We start from the raw sequence: 20,847 nt of genomic DNA on the forward strand, positions 1-20,847 counted from the left end.
CGTGGACAGCGTCAGTAAGCCAGTGTCCTACCCCCTGTCGCGCGGCTGCCCGTTCGACCCGGCCCCCGAGTTCACCCGCCTGCGGGCCGAACGTCCCATCACCCGGGTCCGGCTGGACTTCGACGGCAGCGAGGTGTGGCTGGTCAGCCGGCACGAGGACGTACGGGCCGTGCTGCGGGACCCGCGGTTCAGCGCCGACTTCAGCACGCCCGGCTTCCCGGCGCGGATGACTGTCCAGCCCCCGGGGCCGGGGACCTTCATCCGGATGGATCCGCCGGACCACTCCCGGCTGCGCCGTGCGCTGCTCAACGAGTTCAAGCCCCGGCGGGTCGAGGAGCTGCGCCCGCACGTGGAGCGCATCGTGCACACGCTCGTCGACCGGATGGTGGCCGGGCCGCAGCCGGTCGACCTGCTCGAGGCGATCGCGTTCCCGCTGCCCATCCTGGTGATCTGCGAGCTGCTCGGCGTCCCGTACGACGACCGCCCGTTCTTCGAGCGCTGCACCGCGGTCATCGGCGACCAGAACGCCTCACCGGCGCGGCGCCAGGAGGTGCGCACGGAGCTGTGGGCGTACATGGACCGGCTGATCGACGCGAAGGACGCCGACCCCGCCGACGACCTGCTGTCGCGCCTGACGACCGGGCGTGACCGTCACGGGATCAGCCGGGAGGAGGTCGCCGGCATCGCCACGCTGCTCATCATCGCGGGCTACGAGACGATCGCCAACCAGATCGGCATCGGCACGCTGGCGCTGCTGCGGCACCCCGACCAGATCCCCACCATGCTGGACCCCGCGACGTCGGTGGGCGCGGTGGACGAGATCCTGCGCCATCAGACGATCATCGCGTACGGCCTGCGCCGCGCCGCCGTGGCCGACGTCGAGGTCGCCGGCGAGGTGATCCGTGCCGGTGAGGGCGTGATCGCGGTTCTCGCCTCCGGCAACCGGGACGACCGGGTGTACGAGGACCCGGACGTGCTGAACCTCGAGCGGGTCGCCACCGACCACCTGGCCTTCGGCTTCGGCATCCACCAGTGCCTCGGGCAGGTCCTGGCGCGGATGGAGTTGCAGGTGCTCTGGCAGACGCTGTTCCGGCGGCTGCCCACCCTGAGGTTGGCCGTCGACGTCGACGACGTCGAGTTCCGTGACGACATGTTCGTCTACGGCGTGAAGAGCCTGCCGGTTGTCTGGTCCCCGGAGAACGAGGAGAACTGAATGAGTGCCCCCGATGTGTCGACCGAACGTCCGGCGCTGCCGTTTCCCTTCCCGATCACGTCGAGCCTCGAACCGTCGCCGGAGTACGCCCGGTTACGCGAGGAGCAGCCGCTCGCGCGGGTGAAGCTGCCCAGCGGCGACGAGGCGTGGATCGCCACCCGCTACGAGGACGTGCGCAAGGTCTTCAGCGACCTCCGGTTCAGCCGGGCCGCCGCGTCACGTCCCGGTGCGCCGCAGCTCATGCCGGGCATCGAGGGCGACCCGAACTCGGTGGTCAGCAAGGATCCGCCGGACCACACCCGGATGCGCAAGCTCGTCGCGCCGGCCTTCACCAGCCGCCGCATGGAGACGATGCGCGAGGAGGTGCGCCGGACCGTCACCGAGTTGCTCGACGCCATGGAGCAGGCCGGGCCGCCGGCCGACCTGGTGGCCTCGCTGACCAGCCCGCTGCCGATCATCGTCATCTGTGACCTGCTGGGTGTGCCGGCGGCCGACCGCGACCGGTTCCGCGGCTGGTCCAACGCCATGTTCGCGACCTCGCCGGAGGGCATGAAGGACGCGATGGCCGCGCGGAACGCGCTGATCGGCTACCTGGCCGCCATGGTCGAGGCCCGGCGTTCCGCGCCGACCGACGACCTGCTCGGTGTGCTGATCAACTACCGTGACCAGGAGGACCGGCTGACCGAGCCGGAGCTCATCTCGTTCGCCGGCGGTCTCATCGTGGCCGGCTACGAGACGACGGCCAACCGGTTCGCCAACGCGGTGCTCATGCTGATGCGCCACTCCGAGCAGCGTGCCATGCTCCAGGCCGACGACTCCCTGCTGCCCGGCGCGGTGGAGGAGGCCCTGCGCTACATCCCGGGCGGCGCGGCCGGCGGGCTCATGCGCGTGGCGCTCGAGGACGTCGAGCTGGGCGGCGTGACGATCCGGGCCGGCGAGGGCGTCATCGCCATCACCAACTCGGCCAACCGGGATCCCTCGGTGTTCCCCGACCCGGACCGCTTCGACATCACCCGTACCCCCGGGCCGCACACCACCTTCGGCCACGGCATCCACCACTGCGTGGGCGCCCAGCTGGCCCGCATCGAACTCCAGGTCGGGCTGGGCGAGCTGCTGCGCCGCTTCCCGAAGCTGGAGCTGGCGGTGCCCGAGGAAGAGCTGCCGTGGCGCAAGAACGTCGTGATCCACAGCCTCACCGGGATGCCGGTGCGCTGGTAGCGCCGACATCCCGCACGACGAAGTGGCCGCACACCCGAGGTGTGCGGCCACCGTCGTGTTCGGCGGGCAGTCAATCAGTGATCTTCTTGGTGAAGAACCACTCGTGTCCCTCCAGGTCCTCCACCTTGCACACCCGCATGCCCTGCGGAGTGTCCGTCGGGGGCATCTGGACGGTCGCGCCGGCCGCGGTGGCCAGGGCGTGCTGGGCGTCGACGTCGTCGACCTCCAGCGAGATCATCACGGTCACCTCGCCGAGCCGCCGTGGACTGCGGTAGCCCTCCCCGGGGCCGGCCAGGTAGACCAGGTCACCGGAGGGGGTGGTCATCTCGGCGTGGAAGACCGCGCCGTCCGGGCCGGCGTACCGCTGCTGTTCGGTGAAGCCGAACGACTTCGCCAGCCAGTCGAGTGCGGTGCCGACGTTCTCGTACTTCAGATATGGAATGGCAGCCATGCGGCGACAGTAGGGCGGCCGGGGGCGGCCGAGCCGCTCAACATTGCGCACCGCGATCGTTGCCCGTCCGTGTCCGCGCGGTGCTCAACCTTGAGCAGTTCCGGGCGACGCCGCGACCGTAGGTTCCGCTGACACAGGACAGTCAGCGGTTTGTACGGGAGGAACCACGATGACTGAGGGCCAATCCGGGTTGTCCCGGCGTTCCATTCTTCGCGGCGTGGCGGGCGTCGCCGCTGCCGCCGCCCTGCCCGGGTTGGCGGCGTGCAACAGCGGCGGCTCCACCCCGGCCGCCGCACCGTCGGCGAGTGCGGCGCCGAAGAAGGGCGGGCGCATGCGTGCCGCCTTCATCGGCGGCAGCAACGAGTCGGGCAACATCCTTCAGAACACCAACACCGCCATCGACTACGTGCGCACGCGGGTGCTGTTCGACTCGCTCGTCGAGATCGACACCGCGGGCAAGCCGAGCTACGTGCTGGCGGAGTCGATCGAGCCGAACGCCGACGGTACGCAGTGGACGGTCCGGTTGCGCAACGGCCCGCGGTTCACCAACGGCAAGCCGGTGACCGCGGACGACGTCCTGCACACGCTGCGGACCCACGTCAGCAACAAGTCGAGCGTCGCGCCGCTGCTGATGGACATCGACCTGGCGAACGCCAAGAAGCAGGACGACCGCACGGTCATCCTGCCCACCCGGCGGCCGCACGGCTTCCTCGACCTGATGCTGTCGCAGGGCATCTTCATCTTCTCCAAGGACACGACCGACCTCAACAAGGCGATCGGGTCCGGGCCGTTCACGCTGGCGCAGTACAAGGCCGGTCAGGGCGCGCTGCTCAAGCGCAACCCCGACTACTGGCGCTCGGACGTCGGCGGCCCCTACCTGGACGAGCTGGAGCTGCTCACCATCACCGACGCCGACGCGCGGATGAACGCCCTCAAGGCGGGGCAGATCGACTACGCCGGCAGCATCAGTCTGACCGCGGCCCGCGCCGAGCGCGACAACCAGGCCCTTCAGCTGATCATCCCGCCGAAGTGGGAGTGGGCGAACTTCGGTGCGGCGATGAAGCGCAACAAGGCGCCGTTCAAGGATCCGCGGGTGGCGCAGGCCCTGCGTCTCGCGGTCGACCGGGAGGTGATGGTCCGCAACGTCACGCTCGGGTTCGGCGAGGTCGGCAACGACCTGCTCGGCAAGCACCTGCCCTACTACCTCGACGACCTGCCGCAGCGGCAGTACGACCCGGAGCGCGCCAAGTCGCTGCTGGCCGAGGCCGGCATGAGCGACCTGAAGCTGACCCTGCGGACCAGCGACTACGAGTACGGCCTGCTGGAGGGGGCGGCCGCGTTCGCCGAGCACGCCCGAAAGGCGGGCATCACGATCAACCTCGACAAGGTGCCGGCGGCGGACTTCTTCGCCGACCCCAAGGTGTTCGTGGGCGCGCCGTTCCAGTCCGCCAACCGCAAGCCGCGCCCGCTGCCGCTGGACGTGATGTTCTTCTACGGCAGCGACGCGCTGCTGCCCTTCACCGGGGTGGCCAACCCGCAGGTCGACGGCCTCACCGCCCGGCTGCGCACCGCCGTCAACGACGAGCAGCGCCGCGCCGCGGTCGGCGACCTGCACCGCTACCTGTACGAGGAGGGCGGTGACCTGGTCTGGGCCCGGGCGCCGATCGTGTCGGCCGGTACGCCGAAGGTGCACAACGTGCAGTCGCTGGGCTACCCGAGCTTCCCCAGCTTCCGCGACGCCTTCCTGGCATGACCCTGGTGACCGGGAGGGCCACGTCCGGCCCGCTGTGGCGTGTCGTCGCGGTCATGACGGCACGTCGCCTGGTGGCCGGGTTGCTCGTCCTGTTCGCGGTCTCGGTGGTGGTCTTCGTCGCCACCGAGATCGCGCCCGGTGACGCGGCCAGCGCCAGTCTCGGCCCGGACGCCGGCCCGGCCGCGATCGAGGCACGCCGCGCGGAACTGGGACTCGACCGCCCGGCACCGCTGCGCTACGTCGAGTGGCTCGGCGGCCTGTTCCGCGGCGATCTCGGCGTGTCGTACGCCAGCGGCGTCCCGGTGGCGGACATCGTCGCGGCGCGGGCCGGCAACTCGCTTCTGCTCGGCGGGCTCGCGGCGGTGCTGCTGCTGCCGCTCGCCGTCGTCCTGGGTGCCTGGGCGGGGCTGCGCGCCGGCCGGCTGGCGGACCGGGCGGTGTCCAAGAGCACCCTCACGCTGATGTCGGTACCGGAGTTCGTCACCGGCACGCTGCTCGCCGTGGTGTTCGCCGTCCAGCTGGGCTGGCTGCCCGCGGTGTCCTTCCTGCCGCCGGGGCAGAGCCCGCTGGACCGGCCGGAGATCCTCGTGCTGCCCGTGATCACCCTGCTGACGGTGTGCCTGGCCCACAACACCCGGGTGGTGCGGGCCGGCGTCGCGCAGAGCGCGGTGGGGGAGGCGGCCGAGTCGGCGCGGCTCAACGGCGTGGTCGAGCGGCGCGTGGTGTGGCGCTACATCCTGCCGGCCGCGCTGCCGCCGGTGGTGCCGCTGTTCGCGCGGTACGTCACGTTCCTGCTCGGCGGCGCGTTGATCGCCGAGACTCTCTTCGGCTATCCGGGCCTCGCCTCGGCCCTGGTGGTGGCGTCGGCGTCCCGGGACGTGCCGGTGGTGCAGGCGGTCGGCCTGCTGGCGGCCGCCGTCACGGTGCTGGTGAACCTCGCCGGGGACGTCGTCGGCACGCTGCTCGATCCGCTGCGGAGGGTACCCCGATGACCGACGTCGCCATTCGTCCCGCCACCGGTCTCGGGCCGGTCACCCGGCGCCGCCGTCCGGTCGCCGCCGCGGTGACATTCGTGCTGGTGGCCGCGCTGACCCTGTTCGGTCCGCTGCTGGCGCCGCACGACCCGACCGAGAGCGTCGACATGCCGTTCGCGCCGGCCAGCGCGAAGGCGCCGCTGGGCACCGACTATCTGGGCGCCGACGTGCTGAGCCGGGTGCTCGCCGGCGGCCAGACGCTCGCCCTGGTGGCGGTGGCGGTCCTGGTGCTCACGTACCTGGCCGGCGCCACCGCCGGGATGCTCGCCGGATTCCGGGGCGGCTGGACCGGCACCGTCGTGATGCGCCTGGCCGACGTCCTGATGGGCCTGCCGGCGCTGGTGCTGCTGGCCGTCGTCGTGACGGGCCTGGGCCGCGGCGTGTTCGGCGCCGCGGTCGCCATCGTCATCGTGCTGCTGCCGGACGTCGTCCGGCTGACCCGGACGGCCACCGGGCAGGCGCTCGCCCACGACTACGTGGAGGTCGCCGTCGCCCGCGGCGAGTCGACCATGTCGATCCTCGGGCGCGAGGTGCTGCCCAACCTCACGCCGGTGCTGGCGGCCGACGCCGGAGTCCGGTTCGTCTCGGCCGTGTACGCGGTGGCGACGGCCAGCTTCCTCGGCCTGGGCGTGCAGCCGCCGTCCCCCGACTGGGGGCTGATGATCTTCGAGAACCGGGGCGGGCTGGGCCTGCAACCGCTCGCGGTGCTGGCGCCGGCCGTGATCCTGCTGACCCTGCTGCTGAGCGCGAACGTGTTGGCCGACCGGCTGGTCGGGTCGTCGCAGGGCGTCCGGGTGCCACGGTTCCGTCGCCGGCCGGCCATGTCGGCCGGCGCCCCGGCGGCCGACGAGGGCGCCGACACGGTGCCGGACGCGGTCGTGTCGGTCAGCGGCCTGACCGTCGAGACGGTCGCGGACGGCCGGGCCGTCGTCGACGGCGTCACCCTGGCCGTCGGGCGGGGACAGGTGCTGGCTCTGGTGGGGCAGTCGGGTAGCGGCAAGACCACGACCGCCCTCGCCCTGCTGGGTCACGCCCGTCCCGGCCTGGTCCGCTCCCGCGGCGCGGTGAACGTGCTCGGCACCGAGCTGACCGGCCTCCGGGAGCGGTCCCTGCGCCGGTTCCGGGCCGACCACACCGCGTACGTGGCGCAGGACCCCCGTACCGCCATGCCCGCCCACCTGCGGGTGCGCGACCAGATCGACGAGGTGCTGCGGGCACGCGGCGTGCCACGCGCGCAGCGCGCCGAGCGGGCCGCCGCCGCGCTGCGCCGGGCCAACCTGCCGGACGACCCGGCCTTCCGGAGCCGTTGGCCGCACCAGTTGTCCGGCGGTCAGTTGCAGCGGCTGTCGCTGGCCATCGCGCTGGCGCACGAACCCGCGCTGGTGGTGCTGGACGAGCCGACCAGCGCCCTCGACCCGGCCAACACCGCGCGGCTGCTGGCCGAGTTCACCGGCATCTGCCGGGCGTCCGGCACCGCGGCCGTGATCGTCTCCCACGACATCGCCGCGGTGGCCGCGGTCGCGGACACCGTCGTGGTGATGTACGGCGGCGCGATGGTCGAGTCCGGGCCGGCCGCGCGCATCCTGACCGCGCCGGTCCACCCGCACACCCGGGCGCTCGTCGCCGCCGCCGCGCCCGGACCGTCGGACCACGATCCCCGCGACGCCGAGCCGATCCTGCGGGTGCGCGGATTGTCGGTCGACCTGCCGGGAACGGGTCCGGTGCTCACCGGCGCCGGCCTGGAGGTGGCGCCCGGCGGCTGCGTCTGTGTCGTCGGCGCCTCCGGCAGCGGCAAGACCACGCTTCTGCGGGCGGTGGCCGGGCTGGTGCCCGCACGCACCGGGAGCATCGAGCTCGCCGGGGACGACGTCGCGCCGTCCGTGGCCCGGCGCAGCGCCGAACAACGCCGCCGGCTTCAGCTCGTGCCGCAGAATCCGTACGACTCGCTGAACCCGCGGCACACGGTCGGGCAGATCGTGGCGCGTCCGATCCGTCAGTTCCGTCTCGCCGCCCCGCACGAGGCCGCGGCGCGCGCCGTGGACCTGCTCGAACAGGTCGGGCTCTCGGCCGAACACGCCGGCCGGCGGCCCGCCGAGCTGTCCGGCGGCGAACGTCAACGCGTCGCGCTGGCCCGCGCGCTGGCGGCCCGGCCGGACGTGCTGCTCTGCGACGAGGTGACGAGCGCGCTCGACCGCACGGTCGCGGCGACGGTACTCGACCTGCTCAACCGCCTCCGGCGGGACACCGGCGTCGCCGTGGTCGTGGTAACTCACGACGACCTGGTGGTACGCCGGATGGGTGGCGCCGTGCTGCGGGTCGCCGACGGCGTCGTGGCGGACGCCGAGAGCGTCGGAACCGTGCCCTGAGCACGGGCCCGCCGGTGCTCACATTTGAGCGGCCGGCGGCACCGGTGAAATGACAGCGTGTCGCAATCCGGTCTGTGACGGACGCGCCGACTCTCGGGAGCCCAACATGGAGACGACGACCACCACGCCCACCTTCCCGATGCGTCGAGAGGAACCACTCGATCTGCCCGCCGACCTGGTCGCCCTGCTCGACCAGCCGCTGAGGCAGGTGGAGCTGCGGATGGACGGCACCAGGGTCTGGCTGGTGACGCGGCACGAGGAGATCTGCGCGGTGCTGCGCGACAGCCGGTTCAGCGCCGACTTCACCCGCCAGGGTTTCCCGGCCCGGATGACCACCAAGCCGCCCGGCGCCGGGGTCCCGTTCACCATGGACCCGCCGGAGCACACGCGGCTGCGCCGGGCGCTGGCCGGCGAGTTCTCCCCGGGGCGGGCCGAGAGCAGCCGCGCGGCGGTGCAGCAGGTCGTCGACGTGACGCTCGACGAGATGATCGCCCAGGGGCAACCGGTCGACTTCGTCGCCGCGTTCGCGCGGCCGATGGCCATGCGGGTGCTGTGCGACCTGCTGGGCGCGCCGCACTCCGACGCGGAGTTCATCCTCCAGCGCACCCGGATCATGGACCAGCAGAGCATCGGCCGGGCGGCGCGGCAGGCGGCCCGGGACGAGCTGGTCGCGTACGTGCACCGGCTGGCCGAGGAGAAGGCGGAACTGCCGGCACCGGGCGAGGACGTCCTGAGCCGGCTCGTGCACGGCCAGGAGCGCTCCGGCGAACTCACCCGGGAGGAGGTCGTCGGGTTCGTCACCGTCATGATCCTGGTCGGCTTCGAGCAGACGGCCAATCAGCTCCCGCTCGGTCTGGTGGTGCTCGACCAGCACCCCGACCAGCGTCAGGCGCTGCTCGACGACCCCGCTCTGGTCCCCGGCTTCGTCGAGGAGCTCATGCGGCACCAGACCGTCGTCGAGTTCGGCGGCCGCCGGGTGGCGATGGAGGACGTGGAGGTCGGTGGCCAGATGGTCCGCGCGGGGGACGGGTTGCTGGTGGTGTTCGCCTCCGGCAACCGGGATCCGCGGGTGTTCCCCGACCCGGACCGGTTCGACATCGCCCGCGACGCCGGCGAGCAGCTCGGTTTCGGCCACGGCATCCATCTGTGCGTCGGGCAGTTCATCTCCCGGGTGGAACTCCAGGTGGCGTTCGCGACGCTGTTCCGCCGGCTGCCCGGGCTGCGTCCGGCGCAGACCCCGGACGAGATCCACTTCCGCGGTGACGAGCGGTTCATCCACGGCATCGAGGCGCTCCAGGTCGTCTGGTAGCGCGGTGACAAGACGAGAGCCGGGCCGGTGAAGACCGGCCCGGCTCTCGTCTGTCGCAGTGGTGGATCAGTCGCGGGCGTAGACCCCGAGGTGGACGTGCCACTGGAGGTTGCGCTCACGGTCGGGGTCGGGCAGGGCACGCAGGCCGTCGATCACCGGGACCACCGTGGTGCGCCACGTCTCGTCGTCCATGTCGGTGAGGTAGGACCAGAACTTCTTCTCGATGCTGTACGCGTACTGCGCCGGGCTCATCCCGCCCTCGTAGCCGCCGGCGTGGCCACGGTGCACCAGGCGCAGCCCCGCCTCCTCGGCGGCCGGGTCCAGCCAGTGCGGCTCGTCCTTGAGGTAGGTCAGCGGCACCAGCGGCGCGAACGGCTCGGCCATGTCGCCGAGATCGGTGGTCGGCACGCCGTGCACGGCGACCAGCCGCCCGCCCGGACGAAGCACCCGCACCGCCTCCGCCAGGCCGCCGGGCATGTCGTCGAGAAGGTGCAGGACGTGCACGTACACCAGATTGGACAGGGATCCGGTGGCGAACGGCAGCGCCTGCGCGTCACCCTGCACCACGCTGGGGCCCAGCCGTGCGTAGGCCCCCGTCAGCAGCTCGCCGTCGATGTCCACCCCGACGACCGGGTGCCCGAGCTCGCGGAGACCGAACGCGATCAGACCGGTGCCGGTGCCCACCTCGGCGACCGGGCCGGGAACGAGGTGCGGGGCCAGCTCGGCGCCGACCTCACGGCCGCGCTCCTCACCGCCGTGGCCCCGGTCGTAGTTCGTGGCGGCCTCGCTGACCACCGGTTCGTGTTTCTGGTCTTCTGCCGGTGGTGCGGTGTCAGCCATGCGGTCCAGCATAGTGTGGGCAACCTCTCCGTGAGCTCAACGACTCAGCAATTCGAAAGCCAGGGACAGCCGTCCGCCGAAGCGCGCGCCGTTCGCCTCGGCCATCGCCGTCAGCGGGCCTCGTACGTCCGACATGGTCGGCCCCAGACCCTCCAGATAGGCCCGGTGGGCCTGCAACGAGGCGACCGCCAGGTCCATCGTGCCGGTGATGTCGACGGCGTGCGACGGCACCGGGGAGCCTGCGACGGCCACGTACCGGACCCCGCCCCACGGCTCCGGTCCCAGGTCCGGGAAGACCCACCGGTTGCCGGCGTCGCCGGCCGCGTCGAGGACGGCCTGCCCGGTGTGACGGTGGTCCGGGCTGTTGAGCTTGCCACTGGCCCAGCGGTCGTGGTGGTTGAACGTCACGATCAGCTCCGGGCGGTGGCGGCGGATCGCCGCGGTGATGTCCCGGCGCAACGGAACGCCGTACTCGACGGTGCCGTCCGGGTGGTCGAGGAACTCGACATCGGTCACGCCGACGACGGCGGCGCTGTCGCGTTGCTCCGCCTCGCGCACCGCGGCCGCCTCAGCGGGCGCCATCGCGTCGATGCCGGCCTCGCCCCGGGTCACCAGGAGATAGGCCACCGTCTTGCCGGCCGCCGTCCACGCGGCCACCGCGCCGGCGGCGCCGAACTCCAGGTCGTCGGGGTGGGCCACCACGGCCAGGGCGCGAGACCAGTCGGTGGGCAGGGCAAGCAGGTCCTCGGGCATGACTGGAGCTAACACCGTGGCACCGGCGGGTGTCGCTCAATAGTGAGCAGATCCGGACCTCGGTGGGGTGAGCAGATGGGACCTGGGAGAGGAGGTCCCGATGGCGGTGCCGCCTATCAGAATGCGTCCCCTGGGCAAGGCCCGGGCCGCGGTCATCTACCTGGGTATGGTGGTCGTCCCCGCCCTGCTCGCCTACTACTTCCTGCGCCGGGCGGACAACCCGGCCGGGTCCGGCACGGCCGACGCGAAGGTCGACTCCGGCACGCTCGCTCAGCTCCTCATGGCCATCGTGGTCGTGGTCGTCGCGTCCAAGATCGCCGGGCGGCTGGTGACACGGATCGGGCAGCCGGCGGTGATCGGCGAGATCGCCGCGGGCATCGTGCTCGGCCCGTCCGTGCTCGGCGCGCTCTGGCCGGACGCCACCGGGACGTTGTTGCCGGCCTCGGTGCTGCCGCAGATCGGCATCCTCGGCCAGCTCGGCGTGGTGCTTTTCGTCTTCCTGGCCGGCCTCGAGATCGACGCCGCCCGGCTGCGCGGTCAGGAGTCGCTCGCCGTGGTGGTCAGTCACGTCGGCATCGCCCTGCCGTTCATGCTCGGGGTGGGCCTGGCGCTGGTGGCCGCGGACCAGTTCCGGCCGGCGCAGGTCGGCATCGCCTCGTACGCGATCTTCGTCGGGGTGGCGATGAGCGTCACCGCGCTGCCGGTGCTGGCCCGCATCCTCCAGGACACCGGGCTGCACGGCACCCGGATCGGCACCCTCGCCCTCACCTGCGCCCTCGTCGACGACGTCACCGCGTGGTTCCTGCTCGCGATGGTGCTGGCGCTGGTCAGCGCCGGAACCACGGCCGGGGTCGCCATGACCGTGGCGCTCACGGCCGCCTTCACCGCGGTGCTGCTGTGCGGGGTACGCCCGCTGTTGCACCGGGCCCGGCCGGTGCTGGACGCGCGCCCGGACCTGGCCGTGCTGGTCGCCCTGGTGGGGCTGTTCGCGTCCGCCTGGTTCACCGAGCTGATCGGCGTGCACGCCATCTTCGGCGCGTTCCTGTTCGGGCTGATCTGCCCGGCCGAGAGCCGGTGGTCGAACCGGGTGCGCAAGGCCGTCGTGGGGCTGACCATGTCGCTGTTGCTGCCGCTGTTCTTCGTCTCCAGCGGCCTGCGCACCGAGATCGGGTCGCTCGGGCTGGACGCGTCGCTCTGGGCGTGGACCGGGGTGGTCCTGCTCGTCGCGGTGGCCGGAAAGTTCGTCGGCACGGCGGTGGCGGCGCGGGCCGTCGGCACCGACTGGCGCACCGGCCTCCAGATCGGCACCCTGATGAACTGCCGGGGCCTGACCGAGCTCATCGTGCTCAACATCGGGCTCGACATCGGCGTGCTGACCCCGGAGCTGTTCACCATGCTGGTGCTGATGGCGCTGGTGTCGACGGCGATGGCGGCGCCGCTGCTGGCGTTGCTGCGCCGGCCCGGACAGGAGGCGCCGGAGCCGGAGCCCGTCGCGGCGGGCTCCGGCTGACCGGCGGGACCGGTACGGCGGCCGTGTGCCGCCGTACCGGGTCAGGGGGCGGTGACCGGCAGCGGCGCGGTCGGGAACCGGCGGCGCAGCTCGCGCTTGAGCACCTTGCCGAGCGTGCCGCGCGGCAGCGTCTCCAGCCGGTGGAACACGACCGGCACCTCGTCCGGCGGCAGCAGGCCGGCCGCGAACGCGGTCAGGTCCGCGTCGGTGGCCGGCGACCGCAGCACCACTGCGGCCGCGGGCACCTGGTGGCCGGTGACCGGGTCGGTGGTGCCGAACACCGCCGCCTCGCTCACCGCGGGGTGCCGCAGCAGCGCCGCCTCACCCGGCAGGGTGGAGATCAGCCGGGTCGCGGCCGGGATGGCGTCGGCCACCCGGTCGAAGACGTACAGCAGCCCGTCCTCACCGACGTGCCCGAGATCGCCCATCCGGACCCAGCCGTCGACGTACGTCCGGGCGTTCGCCTCCGGGCTGCGGTAGTACCGCCGCTGTGGCGCCGGCGTGTGCAGCCAGATCTCGCCCACCTGCCCCGGCGGCAGCTCCTTGCCCTCGGCGTCCCGGATGGACACCCGGGCGCCGAAGCGCGGTGTGCCGACCGAGGCCGCCTCCGGTCGCTGGAAGTAGTCCCGGTCCGGATGGGTCGCCCACGGCGGCGTGGTGATCCGCGTGAAGGCCGGCACCGACTCCAGCGACACGTACGCCCGGTTCATCGTCGCGTTCGGGAACATCTCGGCCAGGCGCGCGGTGACCGGGACGGGCAGCGCCGACGACGACGTGGTGAACTCGACGACCGACGACAGGTCGTGCCGTTTGTCGATCGCCGCGTCCGCGAGCCGGCCGGCGATCGCGGGCGGCACGTACAGGGCCTGCACGCGCAGCCGCTCGATCAGTCCGCCGAGGAAGTCGGGATCGTGCCGGGTCACCGCCAGGGCGACGGGTGGATGCGCCACCATCGGGGTCATCACCACGATCATCCCGGGGCTCGACCCGATCGGATTGCCGTACAGCGCCGTCTCTGCGACGCCCTCGATCTCCACGACGTCTTCCTCGAGATCGAGCCCCCAGGTCAGCATCCGGGTGGTCACGGCGATCGCCTTCGCGTCACCCGTGGTGCCGGAGGTGAAGATGATCTCGGCGAGATCGTCCGGGTCGCCGGTGACGCGCACCGGCTCGCCGGCTGCGGGCTCCGGATCGTCGGCACCGACCGTCGCCACCCAGGCGCCCGCCGGACGCCGTACCTGCTCGGGCGCTGTCACACCGGAGGTGCACAGCACGCCGCTGACCTCACACAGCGCCAGCCGGCGTTCGATCTCGGCGGGCGTGAGCGCCTCGGACAGGTGCACGGTGGCCGCCGCGACCTTCTTGGCGGCCAGGTACGCCACCGCGTACTCGATCCAGTCGGGGGCCGCGGCGAGCAACGCCACCCGGTCGCCGGGGCGCACGCCCCGGTCCAGCAGCGTACGGGCGACCGCTTCGGCACGCCGGTCCCACTCCGCGTAGCGCAGGTACTGCTCGCCGTCGACGATCAGCGCGACGGCGTCGGGATGCCGGTCGAGCTGTCGGTTCATCAGTTCCGGCAAGGTCACGACTCGGTCGTCGGCGGTGTCCATGGGCTGATCCCTCCGGCGGGGTAGACGGGGTGTGGGGTGGCGCGGTCGAGGACGTGGTCCATGTCCCTCCATTGTCGGCACCGGCGCTGCTCAAGTTTGAGCGCCGGGCACCCGGCGCCCGTCGATACCGTGCGACGACGGCCGCCGTGGGCCGTCGCAGCGGAAGAAGGAGGATCCGGCGTGGTGCAGCTACCCGACAACGTCCATCCCGTCTTCGCCCGCCAGGTGGACTGCCTGGCCCGGGGCGACGTCGAAGGTGTCATGGACACGTACCACCCGGAGGCCGTGGTCGTCCGGTTCCAGGGCGTCCTGCGTGGGCACGACGAGATCCGTGCCACCTTCGGCGGCTACATGGGGCTCGGCGCCGACACCGTCAAGCTCCTGGAGTACGCCGAGTCGGAGGACACCATCATGGTGCGATCCGAGATGACCGTCATGGGGGAGGCGGAGGTCGGGTTCGGCACCTACGTGCTGCGCGACGGCCGCATCTGGCGGCAGACCGCCGGCATCGAGGGCGGGATGCGCGACTGGTTCGCCGAGGCGGAGCGGCGCAAGGCCGCGGCCGAGGCGCAGAACACGGACGCCGTCACCTCGTAGCCTCCGACGTCCCCTCCGGCAGCGCCCGCCGTTCGCGGGCGCTGCCGCCGTTTCCGCACCCCACACCCGGTCAGCGGGCCGCGGACGTCACAGGGGGTTCCGCCGTGGTGGCGGCAGCCGGCTGGGCGGCCGCGGCGCGGCGAGCCCGGAAGCCCCGGTAGAGGCTGCGCAGCCAGAGGAACAGGCCGCCGCCGTCGATGATCGCGGCCAGGACGAACAGCACGATGAAGTCGATGGACGAGAAGCCGCTGGGCCGCCCGGTGAGGAACCGGCCGATCTCCACGCCGTACCCGTACAGGATCGGCAGCGTGACGAACAGCAGCGCGGCGATGGTGATGACGTTGCCCAGCAGGAAGAAACCGGAGTACGCCCGCACCGCGCGCATCTCCCGCCGGGGGATGCCCGACTGGTCGACGCGGGAGCCGATGCGCAGCACCCGGGCCCGCAGGTTACGCAGGAAGTTCTCGGTGTCCGCCTTCAGGTCCCGGCAGCCCGTCGCGGTCGAGAAGACGTAGTAGAAGTCGGTGCGCAGGAAGAAGAAGCATTGCCACAGCAGCCGGCTCAGGTAGGTCCAGAGGAAGGCGGCGGTCAGCTGGGCGGCGAACGGCGACAGCTCGAGGGCGCCGTGCCGGGCCGCGTACAGGACAGCGATGATGCCGGAGGCGAAGACGGCGTCGACGATCGGCCCGGACAGGAAGGCGATGTGCCGCTCGCGCCGGGACGCCAGCCACATCCCGCTCATGTCGGTCTCGATGACCATGATGTAGAGCCGGTGCCCGATCCCGATGCGCGCCGGGATCCCGGCGGCGCGGGCGGCGATGACGTGCGCGAACTCGTGCACCATGATGCCCGCGAGCATCACGATCACGGTGAGCGTCATGGAGACGGCGAAGTTGTCCCGGAACACCAGGACGGTGGCCGACGGGAGCACGCCCGGGTCGAGGGCCACGAGCACCAGCGCGCCGAGAACCACGACGGCGGCGGCGACGAGCACCGGCATGCTGACCAGGCGCCGGCACGTCTCGTACGACAACCACTCCAGGTGGCTGCTCCAGCGGACGTTCGACGCGGGCGCGGCGTCCGAGCCCGCGACGGATGCGGTCGCCGAGCCGGGCGCGACGAATCCCTCCTCCGTCAGCACGTCGAGGAAGTCGTCGATGTCGGGTGTCTCGTGGTACTTGTCGCGGTAGCGCCGGACCGTCTCACCGACCGTGGCGCCGTCGGCAAGGTTCTGGAGGATGTCCAGGCCCTCGGCCGGAATGCTCAGGAAGACCTGTCGGTCGAGGTCGCCGATGACGACCATGTCCCCGTCCGGGCGCTGGGCGAAGGGTCGTACGGTGACGAGGGAATCAGCGGGGTAGGCAGTCATCGCGTGCAGCCGTCCTTTCTGGATGGGACACAGCGACAGGGGTCCACCCCGGTCGGTCGACCGGCACGGACCCCTGCCGTTACCTGAGCTGCTGGTGTCAGTTCACGCTGGCGCAGGCGGCGGCAGCGCTGGTCTTGACGGTCTCCAGCTTGCGAACGACGAGCTTCTTCATGGGAATCACCTCCCGTCGGGGATCGCTGCGGTCACCCTGGCACCTCCGGGAGGCGAGCAACGCTCAATCTTGTCTATTTTCCGGTTTTGCTGCCGCCGGAGGCGGACGCGGGCAGCAGGACGGGCACCCCGCCCCGGACGGGGAACACCCGGCCACACGAGACGCAGGTGAGCTGCTGTCGGTCGGCGTCGTGCCGCAACATCGCGTCCGGTTCGTCCGGGCAACGGATGATGTCCAGCAGCAACGGGTCCAGGGACATGGGGCCTCACTCTCGATCAGGCGTCGGTGCGGTATCGCGTTCACCCAAGCTGGGCAGCGATTCGCTCCGTGTCTGCCCAGAATTGCGCACTTCGCGCCGGCCGTGAACCTATTCGGTGAGGGTCGTGCCCGCGTCGCGCAGCCACACCCGTACCGGACGGCCGGTCAGCACGGTGACCGCCGCGGCGTAGCCCGGCCCGACGTCGAGGTCGGCCATGGCGGCGGTGAGCCGCGACCCCCGGTAGGACAGCAGGCCGGCCGGCGCATCGGCCGGCCGCACCACCACCTCGGACAGCGGGACGCGCAGGCCGTCGCCGGTGGCCTTCACCGCGGACTCCTTGCGGCACCAGTAGACGAAGAAGTCCCGGGGCCGGCGTACCGGTTCACCCGGCGCGAGCACCCGGCCGGCGAGCGTGGAGGTGTCGGCGTCGGTGATCCGCTCGACGTCCACGCCGACCGGGCCGGCACGGGTCACCGCGAGCAGCACCCGATCCGCCGAGTGCGACACCGAGACTTCGAGACCGGTGCCGGGCAGCCGGGGTTTGCCGTGCGCCCGCCCGCAGCCGGGACAGCGGCGGTCCACGGCGATCGTGGCGGGCGGCGTCCCGGTCAGGCCGGCCGCCACCAGCCGGATCATCGCCGCGGCCACCGTGAACCGGGCCTGGTCGGCGGGTCGGCGCAGGGCGGCGCGGCGGCCACGCTCGTCCGGGTCGAGCAGGTCACTGTGGAACGGCCGTTCGGCGGCGACGTCCGCGACCCACACCGTGCAGGCATCCGTGTCGTCCGCACCGGCGATCATCGGCGTCCGTCCAGCCGCGCCGATCGCATGGCCGCAGCTTATCGGCAGATGCCATGGCGACGCGCTTCACGGGCTGTCGGCGGGTCCGGTCGTGCTCGCGCCGGGCGCCTCGTGCGTCCGCGGGCTCGGCGTGGACGCGGCCCTGCCGGGCGCCGTCCTGGTCCGGGCGGTCAGGGATCCCAGCAGGCGCAGGTTGTCGTGCGACGGGCTGCCGGGATCGGTGGCGTAGACGAACAGCGTCTGGTCGGGGTCGCCGGGCAGGGCGAGGGCCTCGTAGCGAAGCGTGATCGGCCCGACCGCCGGGTGGTTCATCCGCTTGGTGCCGTGCGTGCGTTCGTGCACATGGCGGCCGTTCCACCAGGTACGGAACTCCGGGCTCTTGATGCTCAACTCGCCCACGAGTTCGCCGAGCCGCGGATCGTCGGGATGACGGCCGGCGTAGAGGCGCAGCGTGCCGACCACGTCGGCGGCCACCGTCGGCCAGTCCGGGAAGGCGTCGCGGGCGCCCGGGTCGAGAAAGACCCACCGGATGTAGTTGCGGTGCCGAGGCGGGAGCAGCGTCCAGTCGGTGAGGAGCGCACGGGCGAGGGCGTTGGAGGCGAGCACGTCCGTACGGCGCCCGAGGATGAGCGCGGGGTGTTCGGTCATCGAGGCGATCAGCTGGTGCATCGCCGGGCGTACCCGTTGGGCCGGCATCTGCTGGCTGCCGCGCCTGGCCGGCCGCGCGAGGTCGGCGAGGTGGGCGCGGGCGGCGGCGTCGAGCCGGAAGACCCGCGCCAGTGCGTCGACGACCGCCGCCGAGGGGCTGGTGTGCCTGCCCTGTTCGAGCCGGGTGTAGTAGTCGACGCTCACGCCGGCGAGCAGGGCCACCTCCTCGCGGCGCAGTCCGCGGACGCGGCGTCCCTGCGTCGCGGCGGCGATGCCGGCCGCTTCCGGAGTCAGGTCGGCCCGGCACCGACGAAGGAACCGGCCGAGGTCCGAGTGTCCCGCCATGACTCAATGATCGGCCGCGGGCGACGCCCGCGACACCGCCTGGGTGGGTACGTCGTTCCCCGGCAGCGCTGGGCCTGCCTCACCGTGTTCTCGGCCCTCCCTCGTCCGCAGCATGGGACGTGTTCCCAGCCGGGGACGCGACGACACCGAGACGTAGGAGCTCTCATGTCCTTCCCGACCGACGGTCCGGCCACCTGGTTCGTCACCGGCACCTCCCGCGGCATCGGCCTCGAACTGGTCAGGCAGGTGCTGGAGCGGGGTGACAACGTCGCGGCGACGACCCGGTCGGCCACGCGCCTCGACGCGGCCCTCGGACCGGTCGACCGCGCGCGCCTGCTCCCGCTCGAACTCGACCTGACCGACGAGGCGGCGGTGGCAGCGGCCGTCCGCGCCACCACCGGCCGCTTCGGCGGGGTCGACGTCGTGGTCAACAACGCCGGCTACGGCTTCCTCGGCGCGGTCGAGGAAGCCGGCGACGCCGAGGTCCGGACGATGTTCGAGGTGCAGATCTTCGGCGTCTGGAACGTGCTTCGCGCGGCCCTGCCCGGCATGCGCGCCGCCCGCAGCGGTCACATCATCAACGTCTCCTCGATCCTGGGCCTGACCGCCTTCCCCGGCTGGGGCCTCTACTGCGCGGCGAAGTACGCCCTGGAGGGCCTGTCGGACTCGCTCGCGGCCGAGGTCGCAGACCTCGGCATCAAGGTCAACGTGGTGGAACCCGGGTACACGCGTACCGACTTCCTGCGTCCGTCGTCGCTCGGCCTCCCGGCGCGCACCACCGACGGCTACGAGGCGATCCGCGAGATGACCGAGGCACACCTGGCCATGCCCGGCACCCAGCTCGGCGACCCGGTCAAGGCCGCGGCGGCCGTCATCGAGGTGGCCGTACGCGGCGATGCCCCGCTGCACCAGGTGCTCGGATCCGACTCCTACGACCTGGCCAAGGCCCGCGTGGCGGCGCTGCTCGGCGACATCGAGGCCGGTCGCGAGCTGGCCCTCACCACGGACGTCGACGAAGCCTGACCGCGCCGTGCCCGCGTCGGCCCGTCTCGAAGGTGGAGGCGGGCCGGCGGGCATCCCGGACACTGTCGGAGCCCGTGGCTATCCTTTCGCGGTGCCGTACGCCGATCTCAGCTTCGCGCAGTGGAACGATCTCTCCGACGGCGCTGCCGGCCGGATCGCCGAGGACATCGCCGAGCGGCACGAGCTGACAGCGCTCGCCGTGCGGAACACGGCGTACGCGGGGCGGTCGCACCGGACGGCGCTGTTCGACCGCGGCGGGATGCGGTTCGCGCTCGTACCCGGCGGCCGGCCGACGCTCGGCTACGACGCGGGCCGGTTCCGGCCCGATCCGCGCCAGGCCGCCGACTACGCCGACAGCGCCGCCGAGTTCGGGCTTCCGTCGCTGACCGAGTACGTCGACGCGATGACGTCGCCCGTCCGCGGCGTCGACATGCCGGCGATGCTGGTCGCGGTGGACGCGTTCGACCCGTGCGAGATTCCGCTGGCGCCGGACGACCCCCAGGTGCGGGAACTGGTCGCGTCGGCCGGAGGGCGGGTCGGCGGGGTGCGCACCGTCGGATCGGGCGGTGACGGACTGACCGTCGAGTTCGACCGGACCGGGCAGGTGGTGCGCGCCCGGGCGATCCGCGACGTCTCGTACGAGGAGGCGATGGCCGGGCTCGCGAGCCTCGGCCTGCGCACGGCCACCCCGGACGAGTGGGAGTGGGCGTGTGGCGCCGGTGCGACGACGCTGTTCCGCTGGGGTGACGACTGCCCCGGCGACGGCTATCCGTACGACCACGAGACCGGCCCGCACCGGCAGGAGAACCTGTGGGGCCTGGCGATCGGGCAGGACCCCTACCGGCACGAGGCGACGACCGAGCGCACCGTCGTGTGCGGTGGCGACGGCGGTGGTGCCACCTGTGGCGGCAGTGGCTTCTTCCTGGGCTGGCTCACCCTCGCGACCGCGTACCGCGACGAGGAGTTCGGCCAGTGGCTCGCCTCCGAAGACGGGTACGCCGACGAGATCCTGACCCGGCCCGTCATCGAGCTGACCTGACGCCCGGATGACGACCGGGCCCGCGAACCCCTCGTCACGGCCGGTGGGGACCGGCCGTCCGCTGCTGTTCCTGGACGTCGACGGGACACTCCTGCCCTTCGGCGGTTCCGCCGGGCCGTCGGAGGACGGCACCAACCCGCTGCTGGCCGGTCTCGACGCCGGACACGGCCGCCGGCTGGCCGCGTTGCCGTGTGATCTCGTGTGGGCCACGACCTGGATGCACGACGCCAACGAGGTGCTCGCCCCGCGGCTCGGCCTGCCCCCGCTGCCGGTCGTCGACTGGCCGGACGACGAGGACGACGACGGTGGCCGGCTGCACTGGAAGACGCGCCGGCTGGTCGAGTGGGCCGCCGGACGCCGGTTCGTCTGGTTGGACGACGAGATCGCCGACGCCGACCGGAGGTGGGTGGCGGGGAACCACAGCGGTTCAGCGCTCCTGCACCGCGTCGACGCACGCCGCGGCCTCACCGACGCGGACCACCGGCTCGTCGCCCGATGGCTGAGCGGGTAGACCTCGGGAAGCGCGGCGGCTGTCCACAG

At 72.4% G+C, this 20,847-nt stretch carries 19 protein-coding genes; 11 read left to right on the forward strand and 8 right to left on the reverse strand.

What is annotated here, in order from left to right:
• The first annotated feature begins 1 nt into the window (after position 1).
• Both GA0070562_RS05845 and GA0070562_RS05850 read left to right on the forward strand, forming a co-directional pair.
• Entirely contained in the window at positions 2 to 1,213 is a 1,212-nt protein-coding gene (locus GA0070562_RS05845) for a cytochrome P450 (RefSeq protein ID WP_091416466.1), read from the forward strand.
• Positions 1,214 to 2,431, forward strand: a complete 1,218-nt coding sequence (locus GA0070562_RS05850) for a cytochrome P450 (RefSeq protein ID WP_091416470.1) — start codon at positions 1,214 to 1,216, stop codon at positions 2,429 to 2,431.
• A 70-nt stretch (positions 2,432 to 2,501) separates the two neighbouring features.
• Here the strand turns inward: GA0070562_RS05850 and GA0070562_RS05855 are convergent, their stop codons facing one another.
• Complete coding sequence (locus GA0070562_RS05855; protein ID WP_091416473.1) at positions 2,502 to 2,882, reverse strand: VOC family protein; 381 nt, start codon at positions 2,880 to 2,882, stop codon at positions 2,502 to 2,504.
• Between the two features lie 169 nt (positions 2,883 to 3,051).
• On the opposite strand from GA0070562_RS05855, the gene GA0070562_RS05860 reads away from it, so the two are divergent.
• The 4 genes from GA0070562_RS05860 (at position 3,052) to GA0070562_RS05875 (ending at position 9,344) form a co-directional block, all read left to right on the forward strand.
• The gene (locus tag GA0070562_RS05860; protein WP_091416476.1) at positions 3,052 to 4,635 is read left to right on the forward strand and encodes an ABC transporter substrate-binding protein; all 1,584 of its coding nucleotides are present in this window, start codon (positions 3,052 to 3,054) and stop codon (positions 4,633 to 4,635) included.
• A 53-nt stretch (positions 4,636 to 4,688) separates the two neighbouring features.
• A complete protein-coding gene (locus tag GA0070562_RS05865; protein WP_091418385.1) occupies positions 4,689 to 5,627 on the forward strand; it encodes an ABC transporter permease in 939 nt (312 codons plus the stop codon).
• Entirely contained in the window at positions 5,624 to 8,035 is a 2,412-nt protein-coding gene (locus GA0070562_RS05870; protein WP_091416480.1) for an ABC transporter ATP-binding protein/permease, read from the forward strand. Before GA0070562_RS05865 ends, GA0070562_RS05870 begins: the two co-directional genes overlap by 4 nt.
• A 106-nt stretch (positions 8,036 to 8,141) precedes the next feature.
• Positions 8,142 to 9,344 (forward strand): cytochrome P450, encoded by a 1,203-nt coding sequence (locus GA0070562_RS05875; RefSeq protein ID WP_175438656.1) that lies wholly within the window; start codon positions 8,142 to 8,144, stop codon positions 9,342 to 9,344.
• A 66-nt stretch (positions 9,345 to 9,410) separates the two neighbouring features.
• Here the strand turns inward: GA0070562_RS05875 and GA0070562_RS05880 are convergent, their stop codons facing one another.
• Entirely contained in the window at positions 9,411 to 10,184 is a 774-nt protein-coding gene (locus GA0070562_RS05880) for a class I SAM-dependent methyltransferase (RefSeq protein WP_175438657.1), read from the reverse strand.
• Between the two features lie 36 nt (positions 10,185 to 10,220).
• Positions 10,221 to 10,937 carry a PIG-L deacetylase family protein gene (locus GA0070562_RS05885; protein WP_091416491.1) on the reverse strand — a complete coding sequence of 239 codons (717 nt, stop codon included), beginning with the start codon at positions 10,935 to 10,937 and terminating at the stop codon, positions 10,221 to 10,223.
• Positions 10,938 to 11,037: 100 nt separating this feature from the next.
• Here GA0070562_RS05885 and GA0070562_RS05890 point away from each other — a divergent pair, with 100 nt between their 5' ends.
• On the forward strand, positions 11,038 to 12,447 hold the full coding sequence (locus GA0070562_RS05890; protein WP_091416494.1) for a cation:proton antiporter: 1,410 nt from the start codon (positions 11,038 to 11,040) through the stop codon (positions 12,445 to 12,447).
• 41 nt (positions 12,448 to 12,488) lie between these two features.
• Here the strand turns inward: GA0070562_RS05890 and GA0070562_RS05895 are convergent, their stop codons facing one another.
• Complete coding sequence (locus GA0070562_RS05895) at positions 12,489 to 14,057, reverse strand: class I adenylate-forming enzyme family protein (RefSeq protein WP_175438658.1); 1,569 nt, start codon at positions 14,055 to 14,057, stop codon at positions 12,489 to 12,491.
• Positions 14,058 to 14,237: 180 nt separating this feature from the next.
• Here GA0070562_RS05895 and GA0070562_RS05900 point away from each other — a divergent pair, with 180 nt between their 5' ends.
• Positions 14,238 to 14,654: a nuclear transport factor 2 family protein gene (locus tag GA0070562_RS05900; RefSeq protein ID WP_175438659.1), complete on the forward strand. Its 417-nt coding sequence runs from the start codon at positions 14,238 to 14,240 to the stop codon at positions 14,652 to 14,654.
• Between the two features lie 70 nt (positions 14,655 to 14,724).
• Here the strand turns inward: GA0070562_RS05900 and GA0070562_RS05905 are convergent, their stop codons facing one another.
• The 4 genes from GA0070562_RS05905 to GA0070562_RS05920 all read right to left on the reverse strand — a co-directional run bounded on the left by GA0070562_RS05905 (position 14,725) and on the right by GA0070562_RS05920 (position 18,245).
• The gene (locus tag GA0070562_RS05905; protein WP_139135436.1) at positions 14,725 to 16,023 is read right to left on the reverse strand and encodes a zinc metalloprotease; all 1,299 of its coding nucleotides are present in this window, start codon (positions 16,021 to 16,023) and stop codon (positions 14,725 to 14,727) included.
• Between the two features lie 245 nt (positions 16,024 to 16,268).
• Positions 16,269 to 16,454 (reverse strand): Trm112 family protein, encoded by a 186-nt coding sequence (locus GA0070562_RS05910; protein ID WP_091416507.1) that lies wholly within the window; start codon positions 16,452 to 16,454, stop codon positions 16,269 to 16,271.
• 108 nt (positions 16,455 to 16,562) lie between these two features.
• Positions 16,563 to 17,252: a 4'-phosphopantetheinyl transferase family protein gene (locus tag GA0070562_RS05915; protein ID WP_091416510.1), complete on the reverse strand. Its 690-nt coding sequence runs from the start codon at positions 17,250 to 17,252 to the stop codon at positions 16,563 to 16,565.
• Between the two features lie 66 nt (positions 17,253 to 17,318).
• On the reverse strand, positions 17,319 to 18,245 hold the full coding sequence (locus GA0070562_RS05920) for a helix-turn-helix transcriptional regulator (RefSeq protein ID WP_091416513.1): 927 nt from the start codon (positions 18,243 to 18,245) through the stop codon (positions 17,319 to 17,321).
• A 165-nt stretch (positions 18,246 to 18,410) separates the two neighbouring features.
• Between GA0070562_RS05920 and GA0070562_RS05925 the strand changes: the two genes are divergently transcribed.
• The 3 genes from GA0070562_RS05925 to GA0070562_RS05935 all read left to right on the forward strand — a co-directional run bounded on the left by GA0070562_RS05925 (position 18,411) and on the right by GA0070562_RS05935 (position 20,818).
• Positions 18,411 to 19,268, forward strand: a complete 858-nt coding sequence (locus GA0070562_RS05925) for an SDR family NAD(P)-dependent oxidoreductase (protein WP_091416516.1) — start codon at positions 18,411 to 18,413, stop codon at positions 19,266 to 19,268.
• 91 nt (positions 19,269 to 19,359) lie between these two features.
• Positions 19,360 to 20,307 carry a hypothetical protein gene (locus GA0070562_RS05930; protein ID WP_091416519.1) on the forward strand — a complete coding sequence of 316 codons (948 nt, stop codon included), beginning with the start codon at positions 19,360 to 19,362 and terminating at the stop codon, positions 20,305 to 20,307.
• A 61-nt stretch (positions 20,308 to 20,368) separates the two neighbouring features.
• Positions 20,369 to 20,818 (forward strand): HAD domain-containing protein, encoded by a 450-nt coding sequence (locus tag GA0070562_RS05935; RefSeq protein WP_393352785.1) that lies wholly within the window; start codon positions 20,369 to 20,371, stop codon positions 20,816 to 20,818.
• Positions 20,819 to 20,847: the final 29 nt, after the last annotated feature.

Origin of the sequence: Micromonospora tulbaghiae, assembly GCF_900091605.1 — a bacterium.
GTDB classification, from domain to species: Bacteria; Actinomycetota; Actinomycetes; order Mycobacteriales; family Micromonosporaceae; genus Micromonospora; species Micromonospora tulbaghiae.

Coding starts and splice junctions, on each gene's coding strand:
- GA0070562_RS05910 (WP_091416507.1), bottom strand. CDS start 16,454: ATGTCCCTGGACCCGTTGCTGCTGGACATCATCCGTTGCCCGGACGAA.
- GA0070562_RS05860 (WP_091416476.1), top strand. CDS start 3,052: ATGACTGAGGGCCAATCCGGGTTGTCCCGGCGTTCCATTCTTCGCGGC.
- GA0070562_RS05870 (WP_091416480.1), top strand. CDS start 5,624: ATGACCGACGTCGCCATTCGTCCCGCCACCGGTCTCGGGCCGGTCACC.
- GA0070562_RS05920 (WP_091416513.1), bottom strand. CDS start 18,245: ATGGCGGGACACTCGGACCTCGGCCGGTTCCTTCGTCGGTGCCGGGCC.
- GA0070562_RS05905 (WP_139135436.1), bottom strand. CDS start 16,023: ATGACTGCCTACCCCGCTGATTCCCTCGTCACCGTACGACCCTTCGCC.
- GA0070562_RS05875 (WP_175438656.1), top strand. CDS start 8,142: ATGGAGACGACGACCACCACGCCCACCTTCCCGATGCGTCGAGAGGAA.
- GA0070562_RS05865 (WP_091418385.1), top strand. CDS start 4,689: ATGACGGCACGTCGCCTGGTGGCCGGGTTGCTCGTCCTGTTCGCGGTC.
- GA0070562_RS05915 (WP_091416510.1), bottom strand. CDS start 17,252: ATGATCGCCGGTGCGGACGACACGGATGCCTGCACGGTGTGGGTCGCG.
- GA0070562_RS05850 (WP_091416470.1), top strand. CDS start 1,214: ATGAGTGCCCCCGATGTGTCGACCGAACGTCCGGCGCTGCCGTTTCCC.
- GA0070562_RS05885 (WP_091416491.1), bottom strand. CDS start 10,937: ATGCCCGAGGACCTGCTTGCCCTGCCCACCGACTGGTCTCGCGCCCTG.
- GA0070562_RS05890 (WP_091416494.1), top strand. CDS start 11,038: ATGGCGGTGCCGCCTATCAGAATGCGTCCCCTGGGCAAGGCCCGGGCC.
- GA0070562_RS05895 (WP_175438658.1), bottom strand. CDS start 14,057: ATGGACACCGCCGACGACCGAGTCGTGACCTTGCCGGAACTGATGAAC.
- GA0070562_RS05880 (WP_175438657.1), bottom strand. CDS start 10,184: ATGGCTGACACCGCACCACCGGCAGAAGACCAGAAACACGAACCGGTG.
- GA0070562_RS05855 (WP_091416473.1), bottom strand. CDS start 2,882: ATGGCTGCCATTCCATATCTGAAGTACGAGAACGTCGGCACCGCACTC.
- GA0070562_RS05925 (WP_091416516.1), top strand. CDS start 18,411: ATGTCCTTCCCGACCGACGGTCCGGCCACCTGGTTCGTCACCGGCACC.